This is a genomic window from Pseudomonas sp. 3MAES_34.3B (assembly GCF_058145875.1).
Window position 1 is genome coordinate 3,602,016 of the sequence record NZ_CM176960.1, and the last position, 15,143, is coordinate 3,617,158.

Annotated in this window: 13 protein-coding genes; 3 read left to right on the forward strand and 10 right to left on the reverse strand. The window is 54.4% G+C overall.

The genetic code is table 11. The features are described 5' to 3' along the window. The first annotated feature begins 16 nt into the window (after positions 1-16). Together acnA and AC3Z8Y_RS15805 are read left to right on the forward strand one after the other, a co-directional pair. Positions 17-2,788 carry an aconitate hydratase AcnA gene (gene acnA / locus AC3Z8Y_RS15800; RefSeq protein WP_490090016.1) on the forward strand — a complete coding sequence of 924 codons (2,772 nt, stop codon included), beginning with the start codon at positions 17-19 and terminating at the stop codon, positions 2,786-2,788. A 103-nt stretch (positions 2,789-2,891) separates the two neighbouring features. Beyond that, positions 2,892-4,202, forward strand: a complete 1,311-nt coding sequence (locus AC3Z8Y_RS15805) for an MFS transporter (RefSeq protein WP_490086627.1) — start codon at positions 2,892-2,894, stop codon at positions 4,200-4,202. A gap of 1,371 nt (positions 4,203-5,573) precedes the next feature. Here the strand turns inward: AC3Z8Y_RS15805 and AC3Z8Y_RS15810 are convergent. The 4 genes from AC3Z8Y_RS15810 to AC3Z8Y_RS15825 form a co-directional block, all read right to left on the reverse strand. Continuing rightward, a complete protein-coding gene (locus AC3Z8Y_RS15810; RefSeq protein ID WP_490086628.1) occupies positions 5,574-6,482 on the reverse strand; it encodes a SphA family protein in 909 nt (302 codons plus the stop codon). A gap of 59 nt (positions 6,483-6,541) precedes the next feature. Then, positions 6,542-6,895: a Rieske (2Fe-2S) protein gene (locus AC3Z8Y_RS15815; protein WP_490086629.1), complete on the reverse strand. Its 354-nt coding sequence runs from the start codon at positions 6,893-6,895 to the stop codon at positions 6,542-6,544. 29 nt (positions 6,896-6,924) lie between these two features. Next, a complete protein-coding gene (locus AC3Z8Y_RS15820; RefSeq protein ID WP_490086630.1) occupies positions 6,925-7,854 on the reverse strand; it encodes a VOC family protein in 930 nt (309 codons plus the stop codon). Positions 7,855-7,930: 76 nt separating this feature from the next. Then, entirely contained in the window at positions 7,931-8,929 is a 999-nt protein-coding gene (locus tag AC3Z8Y_RS15825) for a fumarylacetoacetate hydrolase family protein (protein WP_490086631.1), read from the reverse strand. 281 nt (positions 8,930-9,210) lie between these two features. On the opposite strand from AC3Z8Y_RS15825, the gene AC3Z8Y_RS15830 reads away from it, so the two are divergent. Beyond that, positions 9,211-9,828 (forward strand): TetR/AcrR family transcriptional regulator, encoded by a 618-nt coding sequence (locus AC3Z8Y_RS15830; protein ID WP_490086632.1) that lies wholly within the window; start codon positions 9,211-9,213, stop codon positions 9,826-9,828. Positions 9,829-9,887: 59 nt separating this feature from the next. On the opposite strand, the gene AC3Z8Y_RS15835 is transcribed toward AC3Z8Y_RS15830, so the two are convergent. The 6 genes from AC3Z8Y_RS15835 to AC3Z8Y_RS15860 all read right to left on the reverse strand — a co-directional run bounded on the left by AC3Z8Y_RS15835 (position 9,888) and on the right by AC3Z8Y_RS15860 (position 14,932). Further along, entirely contained in the window at positions 9,888-10,997 is a 1,110-nt protein-coding gene (locus AC3Z8Y_RS15835; RefSeq protein WP_490086633.1) for an FAD-dependent monooxygenase, read from the reverse strand. An 84-nt stretch (positions 10,998-11,081) separates the two neighbouring features. After that, positions 11,082-12,008 carry a 3,5-dioxohexanoate:acetyl-CoA acetone transferase gene (kce, locus tag AC3Z8Y_RS15840; protein ID WP_490086634.1) on the reverse strand — a complete coding sequence of 309 codons (927 nt, stop codon included), beginning with the start codon at positions 12,006-12,008 and terminating at the stop codon, positions 11,082-11,084. Beyond that, on the reverse strand, positions 12,005-12,544 hold the full coding sequence (locus AC3Z8Y_RS15845; RefSeq protein WP_490086635.1) for a cupin domain-containing protein: 540 nt from the start codon (positions 12,542-12,544) through the stop codon (positions 12,005-12,007). Before AC3Z8Y_RS15845 ends, kce begins: the two co-directional genes overlap by 4 nt. A 53-nt stretch (positions 12,545-12,597) precedes the next feature. Further along, positions 12,598-13,068 carry a PaaI family thioesterase gene (locus tag AC3Z8Y_RS15850; RefSeq protein WP_490086636.1) on the reverse strand — a complete coding sequence of 157 codons (471 nt, stop codon included), beginning with the start codon at positions 13,066-13,068 and terminating at the stop codon, positions 12,598-12,600. Positions 13,069-13,082: 14 nt separating this feature from the next. Further along, complete coding sequence (locus AC3Z8Y_RS15855) at positions 13,083-14,072, reverse strand: fumarylacetoacetate hydrolase family protein (RefSeq protein WP_490086637.1); 990 nt, start codon at positions 14,070-14,072, stop codon at positions 13,083-13,085. 14 nt (positions 14,073-14,086) lie between these two features. Continuing rightward, the gene (locus AC3Z8Y_RS15860) at positions 14,087-14,932 is read right to left on the reverse strand and encodes an ABC transporter substrate-binding protein (RefSeq protein ID WP_490086638.1); all 846 of its coding nucleotides are present in this window, start codon (positions 14,930-14,932) and stop codon (positions 14,087-14,089) included. Positions 14,933-15,143: the final 211 nt, after the last annotated feature.

Here is a 15,143-nt window from a genome sequence, read left to right on the forward strand (position 1 = left end):
GCCTGTGAGAACCATCATGACCGACATCCAAAAACTGACTGAGAGCACCCTCCGGTCGTTTCAGACCTCCGACGGCCGCCAGCACACGTACTACTCGCTGCCGGCGTTGCAGGCGCAAGCCTACCCACAACTGAGCCGTTTGCCGGTGGTGATTCGGATTTTGCTGGAATCGGTACTGCGCAACTGTGACGGCAGTAAAGTGCTGCCCTCTCATGTTGAAGATCTCGCCGGTTGGCAGCCCAACGGTAACCGCGAACGTGAAATTCCGTTTGTAGTCGGCCGGGTCCTGCTTCAGGACTTCACCGGCATCCCTTTGCTAACCGACCTGGCCGCCATGCGCAGCCAAGCGAAAAAACGCGGTGCCAACCCAAAGGCGATCGAGCCTCTGGTGCCTGTGCACCTGGTGGTGGATCACTCGGTGCAGACCGAGTTTTCCAACGTCCCGAATGCACTTCGCAAGAACATGGAAATCGAGTTCAAGCGCAATCGAGAGCGCTACGAATTGATGAAGTGGGGTATGCAGGCGTTCGAGACCTTCAAGGTCATTCCGCCTGGCACTGGCATCTGCCACCAGATCAACCTTGAATACCTCGCACAGGGTGTGATCGAGAAGAGCAACGTCGTCTACCCCGATACCTTGGTTGGCACGGACAGCCATACCACCATGATCAACGGTATCGGGGTACTGGGTTGGGGTGTTGGCGGCATCGAAGCCGAAGCAGGCATGCTGGGGCAGCCCATCTACATGCTGATGCCGGATGTGGTTGGGGTAGAACTCAAAGGTGCATTACGTGCGGGCGTCACTGCAACCGACGCCGTGCTCCAGGTTACCCAGACCCTACGCGCGGCCAAAGTGGTTGGCAAACTGGTGGAATTCCTCGGTGAAGGGGCCCATTCCCTGAGTGCTACTGACCGTGCGACTATCGCCAATATGGCGCCCGAATACGGTGCAACCAGTGGCTTCTTCCCGATCGATGATAAAACCCTGGACTACTACACCCAGACCGGACGCAGTGCGGAACAGGTCGAGCTGATCGGCACCTACTTCAAGGCCCAGGAGCTGTTCGGCGCGCCAACTGCCGGAAGCATCGATTATTCAACCATCATCACAATCGACCTGGATCAGATCGTACCCTGTGTATCTGGTCCCAAGCGTCCTCAGGACCGAGTCGACCTGACCGCACTGGGCGAGCGTTTCGATGAAGTGATGCAACAGAATTCCAAAAGCGGAGGATATTCCAAATCTGCATCCCAGCTTGAGGAGCGGTATCCGGTCTCTGCCAAGCCAGCTGGGGCTAGCGGGCCGGTACAGGATTACGAAGTTGGCCATGGTCATGTGCTGGTGGCCGCCATCACTTCATGTACCAACACCTCAAATCCCGAGCTGCTGATTGCCGCTGGCCTGCTGGCCAAAAAAGCGATTGAAAAAGGCTTGGTTGCCAAACCATGGGTGAAGACCCTGTTCACGCCAGGCTCGCGGGTGGTGACCGCTTACCTGCAGGATGCCAACCTGATCGAGCCGCTCAGCCAACTCGGCTTTGATATCGCTGCTTATGGCTGTGGCGCCTGCGTAGGCAACATCGGCCCGCTGGATCCTGCACTGGAAAAAGTCGTGGTTGGTCAGGACCTGGTCTGCAGCGCTGTGCTATCTGGCAACCGTAATTTCGAAGCACGCATTCACGGCAACCTGCGCGCCAATTTCCTAGCGAGCCCGCCGCTGGTGGTGGCCTTCGCGTTGGCAGGGACAACCCGCTGCGACCTGACCACCCATGTGCTGGGCCACGATGCGGCTGGCAAGCCTGTGCTACTAGCGGATATCTGGCCGAGTAATGACGAGATCAAGGCCTTGAGCGGAAAAGCTGCCAATGCCGAGCTGTACAAGCAGCTTTATGCTGACCTTACCCGCGATCACGACCTGTGGAACGCTATCAAGACAACCGAAGGGGAAGTGTACGACTGGCCAGAGTCGACGTATGCCGCCGAGCCGGATTTCTTCGACACTACACAGGCGGGCCGACCCATTATCGGTGCGCGCGCCCTGGCGCTCCTAGGTGACTCAATCACCACCGACCACATCAGCCCGGCCGGCTCGATTGCCGCCAACTCCAGCGCAGGCGAATGGCTGGCGGCGCACGGCGTGGAGCAGAAAGATTTCAACACCTATGGCGCGCGGCGCGGGCATTTCGAAGTCATGGTTCGCGGCACGTTTGCCAATGTGCGCCTGAAGAATCTGATGCTGCCAAACAAAGCCGACGGCTCTGCGGATGAGGGTCCATACACCCTGGTGCAGCCTGCTGGCGAGCGCTCCTCGTTGTTCGATGCCTCACGCCAGTATTTGGCAAGCGAAACCCCTGTCCTGATCTTTGCCGGCGAAGAATACGGCACTGGTTCGAGCCGTGACTGGGCAGCCAAGGGCACACGCTTGCTGGGTGTCAGGGCGGTCATTGCCAAGAGTTTCGAGCGCATTCACCGCAGCAACCTTGCCGGTCTGGGTGTCCTGCCGCTTCAATTCAAGGCCGGTGAAGACATACATACGCTGGGGCTGGATGGCACGGAGTCCTTCGACATTCTTGGTGTTGAACAGGGTGTACAGCCTGCGCAGGACGTAACTTTGCGTATTACCCGCCAGGACGGGCATCAGCAGGATGTGATGCTGCTGGCGCGGATCGACACTGCCATCGAAGCAGACTATTTCAGGAACGGCGGGATTCTTCCCTTCGTACTATCGAACTTGCTGGAACAGGGACAGACCACTGACTCATTCGCCGAGCTCACCGCTACCGCTTGAACGCAATGCATCAAGGTCGTGGAGGTAAGCTCCTCGAACCTCGTCACTTAATTACAAGAAAGCTCGTGTGCGGTAGCTGCCGCACGCGACGCAGGAGACGAAAATGAGCCTGACCCTTCCAGCGGACGCCGCCGCGGTGTTCTCACCCCACGAACAAGCGCTGCAGCGCAGCGCCGTCAATAAATGCGCCTGGCAGATGCTGCCGGTTCTGATCCTTGCCTTTGTCTTCAATTACATCGATCGCACCAGTGTCGGCTTTGCTGCATTGACTATGAACGCCGATCTTGGCATGACCGCTACCCAGTTCGGCTGGGGCGCGGGCATCCTGTTCGCCGGCTACTGCCTCCTTGAAGTGCCGAGCAACCTCGCGCTTTACCGTTACGGTGCCCGTCGCTGGCTGGCACGGATCATGATCACCTGGGGTATCGCAGCTGCGGCAACGGCATTTGTGGTAGGCCCTTACAGTTTCTACACGGCTCGTTTCATCCTGGGCGTCGCAGAAGCGGGCTTCTTCCCGGGGGTTGCCTTTTATCTGGCATGCTGGTTCCCGGCTCAGTACCGTACCCGGATGCTCGCGTGGTTCATGGTTGGAGTACCTGTCTCGTCGATCATCAGCGGCCCTTTTTCGGGCATCCTGCTGGCGATGGAAGGGATCGGCGGCCTGCATGGCTGGCAGTGGATGTTCATTATCCAAGGTTTGCCAGCCTCGTTGATTGGGCTGCTGGTATTGTTCAAATTGCGCGACAAGCCAAGTGAAGCTCACTGGTTAACCAAAGATGAGCGTGAAGCGCTGGAGAAGATGCTGGCCACGGAACATCGCGAGCGTGAGACCAAAGATCTGCTGGGTGCCCTGAAAGATCCACGCGTACTCATTCTGACCGTAATCCAGTTCGGCTTCGTTCTGGGCGCGTACGGGATGGGCATCTGGTTGCCAACTATCCTCAGGTCTCACGGTCTGGATGTCACCAGTACCGCCATGCTGTCCTCGGTGCCATACATCTTTGCCACCATTGGGATGCTGCTCTGGGCCAAACGCGTGGACCGCAGTGGGAAGAAAACCCTTAACTTGACGTTGTGCTGTCTGCTTGGCGCCTGCGGCATGGCTGCAGCGGCAATGTTGAGCCAATTGGTTCCAGCACTGATAGGCATCTCGATCGCGGTGCTGGGCGCCACGACAGCCCGTGCAATATTCTGGAGCATTCCAACCCGGTTCCTGACTGGGGCAGCAGCGGCAGGCGGGTTGGCGTTTATCAACTCCGTGGGTACCTTTGGCGGATTTGTCGGTCCGTTCGTAGTGGGCTGGCTGAAGGACGCAACCGGCTCGTTCTCAATGGGGATCTTCTTTATGGCCGGGATGTTGCTACTGTCGGCCGTCATGACCTTGGTATTGCGGCTGTTCGTCAAAGCCGAGTAGCCCTTGCTTCTATCTACCACCAGGAAGCCGATTCGACTTCCTGGTACTCTTCAGGTCGATCCGCCGGCGATCATTATCCGCAGAGTGTTCATACCGTAGCCCAACATCTGCCCTTCCCCCGCCAAAATTTGCTTCAGGTACCACCGCCCGAAATCTAGTTAACGGGTGTTATGTTGAATTTCGAAGCTGCTCAAACCTGTAGCCAAGCCCGCGCTCGCCAGTCACTCCTGCAGAGGGCTCGTCCCTTTACCGCTTCGATAACGTGGGACTGTCTGATGGATCGAGATAACCTATTTTATCATTTGTTATTTCTTTGCTTGAGCCGGCCTTCCTAGGCCGAGTTTTAAATTAGGAAATGAACGCAGCGACGGAAATCTGCAAGGTAATTTTGATCACGGCGCCCGCCTAGCATAAACGCCGCAGCTGATCAGGGATACTGCCGCACGGCTTTGAACCGCGCGGGATTATGTCCGACTCTACCATAGTCGATCGCCCCAAATTTCAGACCTAATAGCGAGCCGATATGGCTACGCTCGCTCTCGACCTGTTCGAACTTACCGAGCGGAACGGCCGTGGGTAAGCTTATTGAGAGCATTGGAGCCGACTTATTGCGGTAATTACCGTAGAGCTCCAGGGATACAAACACTGCCTCCCTTATGAAGTTATAAATACCCGCTGATCTTCCGCCGATTTACGATGGCGTACTAACTTAAAAGTCTTTAGGCGCACGAGCACGCCAATCAAGCGGCTGAAAGATACAAGCCAGCGCTGCGAGCTGATAACCCTCTAGCCCGCCGTAGTAGGAAAGCATCCGGCGCCCGCACCATTAGCACTTCCGGATTTCATAAGCGTTCAGATTCCATTTTTAATACGGATTCATGAAGCCAATTTCCTAAGCACAAGGAATACTCCGACAAACCCACTAGCCAAGCCGCTGAAAAACCCACTTATGCCATTTCCAATAGAGCTATTTAACAAGTCAGTCGGAAATGGGGTAATGTAGTAAGCAATCAAGAATGCCACGAGTGCGGAAATCAGACCGCCTACGAGTCCAGCGATGACCGATTCCTTAAAATCAGGTTTCATAGCGGTTCCTCTTATTATTTTGATATTTATATTAGATCTACAAAGCTGGAGATCTATCATCTACGGATTGATAGCTCCAGACCGTTACTATAATAATGCACTAACTGAATTTCTAGAGGTGGCGCTGTGAAGGCGAATTGTCGTACATATCGCCGAGAGAGCTAACACGGCTGCGATCTGGCGAACGAACGCATTCAGCTGCTCATTCCCGGCGCCAAGGTACCGGATGCATAGCACCAGAATGAGCCTCCGCCGACTCAAGTCTGGGTACGCGAATCAATACCCCTAGAATTTTAAAAAACCATTAAGCATAATAGTGTCGCCCTCCCCCGTATTTCGCGCATACACGTCTTTCTGATAAGCCGCTAAAACCCCCCAATCGAAAGTGCCATAGCCTATTTGGGGGCCTATTTTAATAGACTTTGATCTATTACCGATGTCATCATCATCGAGTTGATCGTCATTCAACTGTGTTGAAACGTAACCTCCAACCCCGACTAGCCAGTTGGGCGTTATGCGGTAATTGAGTCCGTAGTCAGCAACCAGTTGCACACCAGACCTATAGTCAGTGCTTTTATTTTCAAAACTATAGTTAGCGCTGATTTTAGAGCTTAGCTCCAACTGCGGAAGCACAAACCAAGTGAATGCATACGCGGCGTAAATGGCCTTCGCGTTGCTTCCTGGATTGACAAGGCCATTTTTTTCGTACTGCCCCCACGGCGCCACAAGGTCTATTTCGACGTTGTGAAAATAGGTTGGCGATTGCCAGCTGACCAACGCGCCGAATAATGGATCGCCCATTCCCCGTGACGAGTCTCTGCCGTAGGGGCCGAGCGCGGGGATGTCTAAGTGAGCCTGGATATAAGGAACAGCGACTTGAAGAGAAACGTTCCCACCTAGGAAGGAGGGCCCGTCTAGCGTATGCACAAGGCGCAGAGCGTGAGCCTGCACCTTACCTGTTGCTTTCGGGAAGGTTTTGTCTCCCTGGCCATTCCTAATAGAGTTTATATCGATAAGCTTATTGTAGGTGTATACGTGTGTTTCACCCGGAGCGCCTACGGCACCGCTCATAACAGTCACGATTCCCACTGGATAGCTCGAAGAGCCGTTCTCAAGGGCCAGAGCATTGCCCGCACAAAGCAAAGGCAAAGCCGCACAACAAATCGCTTGGCGATAATCTGCCACTGTCTTCATCACGTTGTTCCTTCTTGTTCTTGTTTTTGGTAACTGTAATTGACGCAAGCACTGTAGAATTATACAACCGGCTGCAGGTCTTCTAAGAGGTAGATGTCTCCTTCTTTGGTAACCTCGAGGCTTACACTTTTCAAAGCCTGTCCCATACACGGCCCCTTCACGCAAAGCCCTGTATGAATCTCGAACAAGGCACCATGCCCATGGCACACGATGTGTTTCGCGCCGTCATCGAGATATTTATTTCTGCGCACGGGCATCGTGGCGCCGGGCCAATGCGGGCATGAGTTCCTGTACCCGTGAATATGCCCTGAATCGTTGACCAAGAATATTTCATCCTGGCCTGCGCTGGTTATCCTGAAGCCTAATGACTCGCCCGACGCGAGTGCTTCGAGATTACAGAGTTTATGACGCACCAAAAGTCGCCACTCCCGCTAGTGGACGATTACTCCATCTTCCCGCCTGGCGCCCACTTCTCACGCCAATGGAACAGAAAGACTTGTGAATTATCGACGATTCCTGGTGCGAGCCGAGGTGCCCATTCGTCGTCGTGTTGATCCATATCGGCGTCATATTCAATATGGCAGCCCAGAGGGCTATTGAAATACCAAAACCAGTTCGACCCAAAGCGGTGGCGCCCAGGGCCCCAAAATGACTCGTAGCCCTTCGCCGCGAAAGCGTATCCCGCCTTTAGGACCTCAGTCGGTCCTCCCATGTGGAATGTAAAATGTTCGCAGCCTTGAAGATGGGGTGGCGTTTGAATGAAAAACAGTGTGTGGTGATCCGAGGTACCGGCTGGACGTAGGAATGGGCCCATGCCTATAAACTTATCGGTAACCCTGAAGCCCAATCGATCGGCGTAGAATCGCTCTGCTTTGTCCGCATCAGGCACAAAGTAGACGACGTGAGAAAGGGTGCGTGGCCTGGGAGGCGGCTCGGTGGTATCAATGCTTACGCCAGTATGATTTGCTGCACGATGCACATCACCAGGGGCGTTGACCCGCTCCGCTGGCAGGTGCGCCTCTTTCCTGATTGACACCTGGAAACCGAGCACAAACCCTAGGTCGTCTACCAGCTCCAGAGAACCGTCTGCCAGTTGTTTAACCTCTCGCTCACCTTCGAATTCCCGCTTGATGCTCTCGAGTACGCTCGAGTCTTTTACGCCGTAGATGGTTTTACGGAGCATGTTAGCGGTGGGCAGCGTCCAAGCAGGCAGATCTGAATCATCCTGCGATCGGATGACGATCCCTGTACCGTCAAGAGCTTCGAACCGGCCACCGCCAACCGGCTCAAGACCATAGTCCGTGAGAAACTGCTCGCATAACTTAACATCGCTAACACCAAAAATAAGGGTATCCGGGCCAAGGATGTTCATTTCTACACCTACCGATCGAGACTTTCACCAAACCCGGCCGATCGCCGGGTCGCCATTAGTATGAAGACGCTTGAAATCACATGAATGGTTTACGTTCTTCAGGCCACCACAGGTTTGCAATAGGCTGTCCCATCCTGTTTCGCAGGACGCCTACTCCTTCAACAATTAGTTCGACGACATCGCCAGGCTGCAGCTTACGATCCAGCTCAAGTGCTGAACCGCCTCCCATGGTGCCTGAACCAATCACGTCGCCTGGAACGATTGCTTCCCCTAGGCTCGCCCAAGCTAGCAGCTCTGCTACTGTCCACAATTTGTTCGAACTATCGCCCTTACCCCACGTCTCGCCGTTGACACGTACTTCCATTCCGATACGGTCGAGATCTTTGAATTCATCGATAGTGGTGATCCAGGGGCCTATACCGTATGCAAAATCCTTACATTTGGTCGGCCCCATCTGAATGGGCATCTCAATCGCTTGACGATCACGCGAGCTGAAGTCATTGAAGATCGTAATGCCGAACAGATGGTCCAAGGCATTATCAGGACGCAGGTTTGTACCTCGACGGCCGATGACGTACCCAAGCTCAAGCTCGTAGTCCATGTGCTCTATGTAGCCTGGCCATGGAACCTCAGCCTCGTGGCCGATAACGGTATGAGGGGTCCCTTTAAAATACCCCGGTACTTTGAGCAGGCTTGGGGTGGGGGCATGGCCAATCTTCTCGTGAAAACCCTTGATATGGCCCAGGAAGGTCAGCCCGTCCCTCACGACCGAGGGATCCGATGCGGCGAGCCATGTGACCTGATCGAAGCCATATGAGAACGAATCGGCGCGCTTCGCATGGACTTTTTCAGCCGCCTGAAGGAAGGGGGCGCCGAGGGATATCGCGGCAGACATGCTTCCCGGGAAGACTGCGGCTGCATAATTCAGCGCAGCTTCGTGCCCTGAACCTTCCTTGATCAATTGATCGTGCAGCGCGCTTTTCAAATCGATCACGCGCTTCTCTTCCGGGATTACCAGTACGAGACGCGCCTGTGCGCCATCTGGCCCATTTACGGAAATTCGGCCCAGCTTCATGAGAACTCCTTTTTATTAGATTAAGCGACCGCACCAGCAAATTAGCGTCTGAGCTCTGAATCTATACGGTGCGTTTCGTTTTGTAAACACCTATGCATCCGGAATGTCGATGACTGGCCGGAGGTGAGGCCAGGTGGACGGCGGGAAGTATGTTTCCACATGGATCTGTACCTATTGGAAGTAGAATTACGTGCTATGCCCCAATATACTGATCGAGTCGTTTCGATATACCCAAAGCAGCGTTCACGGCAATTTCATGCTGCGCTTGAGGAAATAGGTCTATGCAGGGGAATAAATCAGCAATGGGTGACAGAGCGGCCGTCGGACGTCCACGAAGTGAAGCAACCAGACGGCAGATCTTGGAGGCAGCGATCACCCTGTTGCAGGACAAGTCGATCCAGGCGATATCTATTGAGGCCATTGCCAAAGAGGCGGGCGTAAGCAAAGCCACCATCTATAGGTGGTGGGATTCGAAAGCCTCAGTGGTCATAGATGCATTCATTGAAAATCACCTGGTAAAAACGCCTTTCCCACGTGGCGTGCCACCACGAGAAGCGATCACTCACCATTTTCGCTCCTTGGTGGAACAATATTCAGGTTGGCCCGGCCGGCTCGTAGCCCAACTCATTGCCGAGGGGCAGTCAGACCCAGGGATCCTGCGCACATTCAGGGAACGCTTTCACTACGGCCGTCGTGCTGTAGTCAGAGAAATGATCGAAGACTGGCGCCTAAGTGGAGATATTCCTGTCGATACCAACGTCGAGATACTCATGGATCTGATTTACGGCCCCGTGTACATGCGTTTACTAATAGGACATGCGCCCTTGGACGAGGCCTTTGCTACCTCCCATATTGCCTATATTTGCCAGCTTCTAGGGTCGTTGTCATCGCGCACCTGATACGCCGCATCATGGCAAGCCGGCCCATGGACCGGCTGCACCCTGCTAAGGCTTAGGCCTCAGCAGGGTTGGGCAATGAACTGATAGCTCTCCATCAGCAGCTTTGCGCTTCGTTCACGGTTTTCGAGCGGATTCTGCTCGTATAACGACAATTGATACGATGAATCGAAGATCCGTTTCACCCGACCATACCTACGGTGGCTGAAGGCGTTCAGCGCCTCTTGCAGTGGAAGTTCAGCAAGTACCTGCGCCAAAACAACGCCATCCTCTACCGCCATGCCGCCACCGGATGTCAGCTGTGGGGTAGGCGCATGGGCTGCGTCCCCTAGCAGCACAACACGATTACGGTGCCACGGGGCTGGGACGAGCGTGATGTCAAACGGACGGAACAGCACTTCCCCCGGTGATGTGATCTGCGCAAGAGCCTCTTGGATAAGGGGTGCTGGATAGGGTCGAAGCCGGTCAATGAGGAGCTTATCCAGTTCTTCATCGGGGTAGCGTAGGTGCTCTTCGCTGTTCTCCATATGAAAGAGGTAGCAGCTGTCTGCAGAGGTTGGGAGAACACCTACGGCCGTACCGTTGGGTGCCCGAAAGATCTGAAACCCGTCGAGCGACTGCGGGCGGCGTGCGTTAAACCTCCACACACTCTGTTTTGCAAATTTAGGTCGAAATTCCTCACCAAAAAATTGATCCCGAAGTCGCGAGTACGCACCATCTGCTGCGACTATCAGGTCGTATTCGACTTCAGTGCCGTCGGTAAACCTAACCCGTACCGGCGTACCGGGCTCATCGACAATTGTTTCTACGGAGATGTTTTTCGTAAGCGTTGCGCCTCGATTTGCTGCCTGCGACTCCAGCAGATTGGCAAGTACGGGCCGCTTGATACCGCAGTTGTCTCCGATAGGCACAGCGACGACGGCGTCACCACTAGAGTTGAATTCCCGAAACGTGCTGAACGGCGCACCACGTTTGAGACATTCGTTCTTCACCCCTAGGGAGTCGAGCGCCCGGAGTGTATTTCCGAGGAGACAGATGCCAGTACCAGCTGCGGAAATCGAAGGTTTGTTATCAATAGCGTGCACTTCGATCCCACGGCCTGATAGCGCACAGGCCAGGGTTGCCCCGCCAATACCCGTTCCGACGATGAGAACTTTATTGATCTTTGACATATGATCCACCCTTGACTTATTTTTGTATTCAGGACAGACAGCTAACGTACGTAGCGGTGGGATCAGCCGCCCGTTTTCCCTTGCTTAGAAAGCGGTTTGGGCTTTTCCTTTGAGACTGAGCATTTCTCGAGCCTCATCGGGACTAGCGACTTCATGGCCTAAAGCTTCAATGATTCCTCGGATTTTTCGCACCTGCGCGGCATTTGAAACCGCCAACTCGCCCCGACCGATATACAAGCTATCCTCTAAACCTACCCGTACATTCCCCCCCATCAGTGCTGCAGTTGTGGCAAGTGGAATTTGTTCCTTTCCGGCGCCAAGCACTGACCAGTGATAGTCCGAGCCAAATAACCGGTCTGCGGTACGCTTCTGGTGCATCACGTCTTCAAAATGGGCGCCGATCGCTCCTCGCAGACCGAAGATGGTCTGAATGAAGAGCGGAGGCTTAACCAGCCCTTTATCCAGAAAGTATTTAAGCGTATAGAGGTGGCTAACGTCGTAACACTCGAACTCGAAGCGCGTTCCCTTACCCCCGATTGTTCGGAGGATCCACTCGATATCGGCGAACGTGTTCTTGAAAACTAAATCCCTCGTGGCATTAAGGTGCTGGACTTCCCAGCCGTACTGCCATTCCCGATCCTTCGCCGCCATTTCGGAAAGGTTCAGGTTGATAGAACCCATGTTCAGCGAGCACATTTCAGGCTCCAGCGCGAGTCCTGCAGCGGCACGCTCCTCGATCGCCATGCCAGGGCCGCCACCGCCGGTAGAGATGTTCACGATCGCGTTAGTCTCGGACTTGATTCGCGCTACGAATTCCCTGAAGACGTCAGGATTGCCCGTGGGCCTCCCATCCTCTGGGTTGCGCGCGTGCAAATGCACGATTGCAGCTCCGGCTTCAACAGCTTCGATAGCCTGGTCGGCTATCTCCTGCGGGGTAACCGGCAGATAGGGGGACATCGACGGCGTATGAGCTCCGCCCGTAATAGCAGCCGTAATAATGATTTTCCTCACAGCACCTCTCCTTCCTGGATGGCGAGAAGAACGAACAGCATGCGGCAGTTACGGCCGGACCTGTTGGCCCAGCTATGGTTGGTTGCGCGCTGTATCAATACATCGCCTGCACGCATAAGGGTCTCGCCCTGATCCATCAGGGCAACAATCTCACCCTCAAGCACGACCGCATAGTCCAGTGATTCTGTTTTGTGAAACCAGAAGTGCCGCGGTGTATTCGTGTCTCTGACGCCTTCGCTGTCGAGAAACGCGACCAATTTTTCTTGGTCATAAGTTTCGTCTGGCGGGAAGTCAACTATTCGAAGTAAGGATCCCCCCTCCGAATGAAATCCAAATTTATGTCCAGCTGGGGCCGGTTCAAGCCCTACTGCTCGCCCAGCGCCTGTCGCCCAAAGAACCTGAGCAACCGGCTTGCCAGAATGGGCTAGTACGTTTGGGGTCGGTCCGTCTGCGGTGAAGACCGACTGGCCGGCCTTGTTGTGCCCCGTCACTATTCGGCGGACCGGCTTGTACTGTACCTCAGCGATGTTGTTCATTTTACTGCCTCGAAAACGGTACGTTTAGTATTTTAATTTTTTAAAATTTTTCATCACGCGGTTTTGAAGCGCCCCACTTCAAGGACAGCGAACGTTGCCGACGCACTGGCAACCACGATTTCCCGATCTGGGTCGTAAAGATCGGCCCTTGCAAACGCGATCTGCCGCCCAGCTCGCTCCACCACTGCCCGCGCTGTCACGGGGGAAAGTTTAACGGCAGCCAACATGTTCACTGTAATGCTGGTCGTGGCGCAGGTTTGTCCGCATGCTAGTTTGCTCAACACTGCGAACGCCAAGGCATAATCCAGCATGGTCATTACTATTCCTCCGGAAACGACACCGTTACCCTGAATCGAAGTTTCCGGCGCCTGATAACCCAACTCTACTGAGCCACTTTTCGCTGCAAGTAGGCGAGTTTTAAGATCTTTCAATCCAGTGGTCAATTCGAAAGCAATATCAAACTGGCCCGCTTTAATCATGCGCTCCAGATAGGCACGGTCAGGATTATCGGTCAGTACATCCATCGCTATCTCCGAGGTCATACTTTAAAAGCGACGCACTTTTGCCGCTGAGCGCCTAGCCCATCAATCTCTCCAATCATGATATCTCCGTCTTGTAGGAACCGATTGTAGTGAGTCCCGTTACCCGCTGGAGAACCGGTACAAATGACGTCACCGGGGAGCAATTTGGCATATTTTGAGATGTAGGCGATCTGCTTCTCGATGCTAAACAGCATGTCCGCAGTGGTCTCATCTTGCATGGTCTGCCCTGATACCGTGAGTCGCATCGAGAGGTCGTGCGGCTTTTCGATGAAGCTCTTTGGCACCAGGTACGGCCCCAATGGAAGGAACCCTGGTTGACCTTTGGACCTCATCCAATCCGTTCCTAGCATCTTGTAGTCAGTGCGGGGTATTAGGTCCCGTGCCGAAATATCGTTGACGATTGTGTAGCCAGCGACATAATCCATCGCATCTTCGGCTGCGATGTTGTAACCCTCTTTTCCGATGACTACTGCAAGCTCCAGCTCCCAGTCTGGCTTAGCTGTCGTCGGTGGCAAAACGAGGTCATCAAAAGCGCCCGAAATCGCCGATACCGGTTTTGTAAAGACATAAGGTTCGCCGGTGGCCAACCTCGTATCCATCATTTCCTCGGCCCATTTCCTTAGCTCTTCCTTGCTTAATCCCTCCGGGCCTATGTTGGCATCGACCGTGAGATCAACGACATGCTTTCGGTAGTTAGCCCCGGTACAAAACACCTGACGTGGCAGATCGACGGCTGGCCTGAAGATGAGCTGATCAGCCGTATAGGCAAGCGAGCCTGAGATTTGACCGGTAATCGTCTCAAGCGCATTCAAGCTGGTCGTCCAATCTTCCAAAAGTGCCAATACAGTTTTGCCCTCGAGCAATGGCGCCTTAAACTCTTCGGCCAGGGCAGAGATCGGAGAAATCTTTCCGTCAATGACGATCCCTGCAAACCGCTTATGCGGGCTATCTTTGAGCGAAAACGTACCTAGCGAAAACTTATTCATGTAATCCTCCAGACCTATTGCAGGAAAGAGCCATCGACAATTTGCTCATAAGAAAAATGCGATCCGACCAGCCCAAGCGCGACACGTTGCGCGATGAGGAGCTCTACGCCCACGCGATCTGGAACAAGCGTTTTCGGATACGTATCGATGAGTGCCGCCACCGCTGCAGGCGGGAGATTCTGCTTCCGCAGCGATTCTCGCAAACGCGCCTGCTGAGCCGGCAGAAGAGATAAAGATCGGTTCAGTGAATCAATCCAAGCTTTAAGGGGCGCGCGGGAATCAGTTGATGTCCGCCTAGCCACCAGGCCTTGGCCAGGGAACGCAGGGAACGCCCCTTGTATGGTGGCAAGCAGGTGGTGGCCGCGCTCCAGCGCCATCGTGTCGAATGGAGGCCCTAACAGCGTTGCATCACCTGCCCCGTCAACCAGTGATGTGAACCGCTCCTTCACTCCTCCGACGGGATTCAGGCTGTAATCATTCAGCCCGATACAAGCGTCCTGAAGCAGGGCTCGCAAAGCGATCACAAACCCATTTTCAGGAGCGTCCACCAGGATACTTCCGCCCCTAAGCTGGCCAAGAGTAGACACATCGGTCGATCCGATCAGACTGAGGGGAGTTGTGTTTTCAACTTGAGCCACCACTACGAAATCATCAGGGCCCTGCCGCTGGTTCCAGTGCAAGACGTTGTCCATTGAAGTAACCACAGCATCAACTGTACCCTGGCAGAGCGCCAAGTATTGCTCTTCGGAGGATTGGGTTCTTGAGGACTCGAGTTGGAGTGCTTGAGAAGGCTCCCACTCAGCCGCAATGGCAATAGCAGGCGGCACAAACCACATGACACGGAGAGTGTTGTTAGACATTTCTTATTCTCGTTCTGGGTCAGGCAAATCTAATACTATACGTATCGTATTGTCAACGGCGCAGAATTCCGTTGCTTGCAGCCAATCGACGCCAACGCCAGGAGGCCTCACTTATGCAGCTGCGTTCGGGGAGGCGGCCCCGAGAACTGGGTATGAATGCCTTTCAAGCTGATCCGGGAACAAACGTCCAGCCTGCAGTCGCGGCGGTGCC

Bases quoted from the DNA above. Each gene is read 5' to 3' on its own strand.
- AC3Z8Y_RS15825 (WP_490086631.1), bottom strand. From the start codon at position 8,929: ATGAAGCTGGGCCGAATTTCCGTAAATGGGCCAGATGGCGCACAGGCG.
- AC3Z8Y_RS15810 (WP_490086628.1), bottom strand. From the start codon at position 6,482: ATGAAGACAGTGGCAGATTATCGCCAAGCGATTTGTTGTGCGGCTTTG.
- AC3Z8Y_RS15820 (WP_490086630.1), bottom strand. From the start codon at position 7,854: ATGAACATCCTTGGCCCGGATACCCTTATTTTTGGTGTTAGCGATGTT.
- AC3Z8Y_RS15860 (WP_490086638.1), bottom strand. From the start codon at position 14,932: ATGTCTAACAACACTCTCCGTGTCATGTGGTTTGTGCCGCCTGCTATT.
- AC3Z8Y_RS15850 (WP_490086636.1), bottom strand. From the start codon at position 13,068: ATGGATGTACTGACCGATAATCCTGACCGTGCCTATCTGGAGCGCATG.
- AC3Z8Y_RS15830 (WP_490086632.1), top strand. From the start codon at position 9,211: ATGCAGGGGAATAAATCAGCAATGGGTGACAGAGCGGCCGTCGGACGT.
- AC3Z8Y_RS15805 (WP_490086627.1), top strand. From the start codon at position 2,892: ATGAGCCTGACCCTTCCAGCGGACGCCGCCGCGGTGTTCTCACCCCAC.
- AC3Z8Y_RS15855 (WP_490086637.1), bottom strand. From the start codon at position 14,072: ATGAATAAGTTTTCGCTAGGTACGTTTTCGCTCAAAGATAGCCCGCAT.
- acnA (WP_490090016.1), top strand. From the start codon at position 17: ATGACCGACATCCAAAAACTGACTGAGAGCACCCTCCGGTCGTTTCAG.
- AC3Z8Y_RS15835 (WP_490086633.1), bottom strand. From the start codon at position 10,997: ATGTCAAAGATCAATAAAGTTCTCATCGTCGGAACGGGTATTGGCGGG.
- AC3Z8Y_RS15845 (WP_490086635.1), bottom strand. From the start codon at position 12,544: ATGAACAACATCGCTGAGGTACAGTACAAGCCGGTCCGCCGAATAGTG.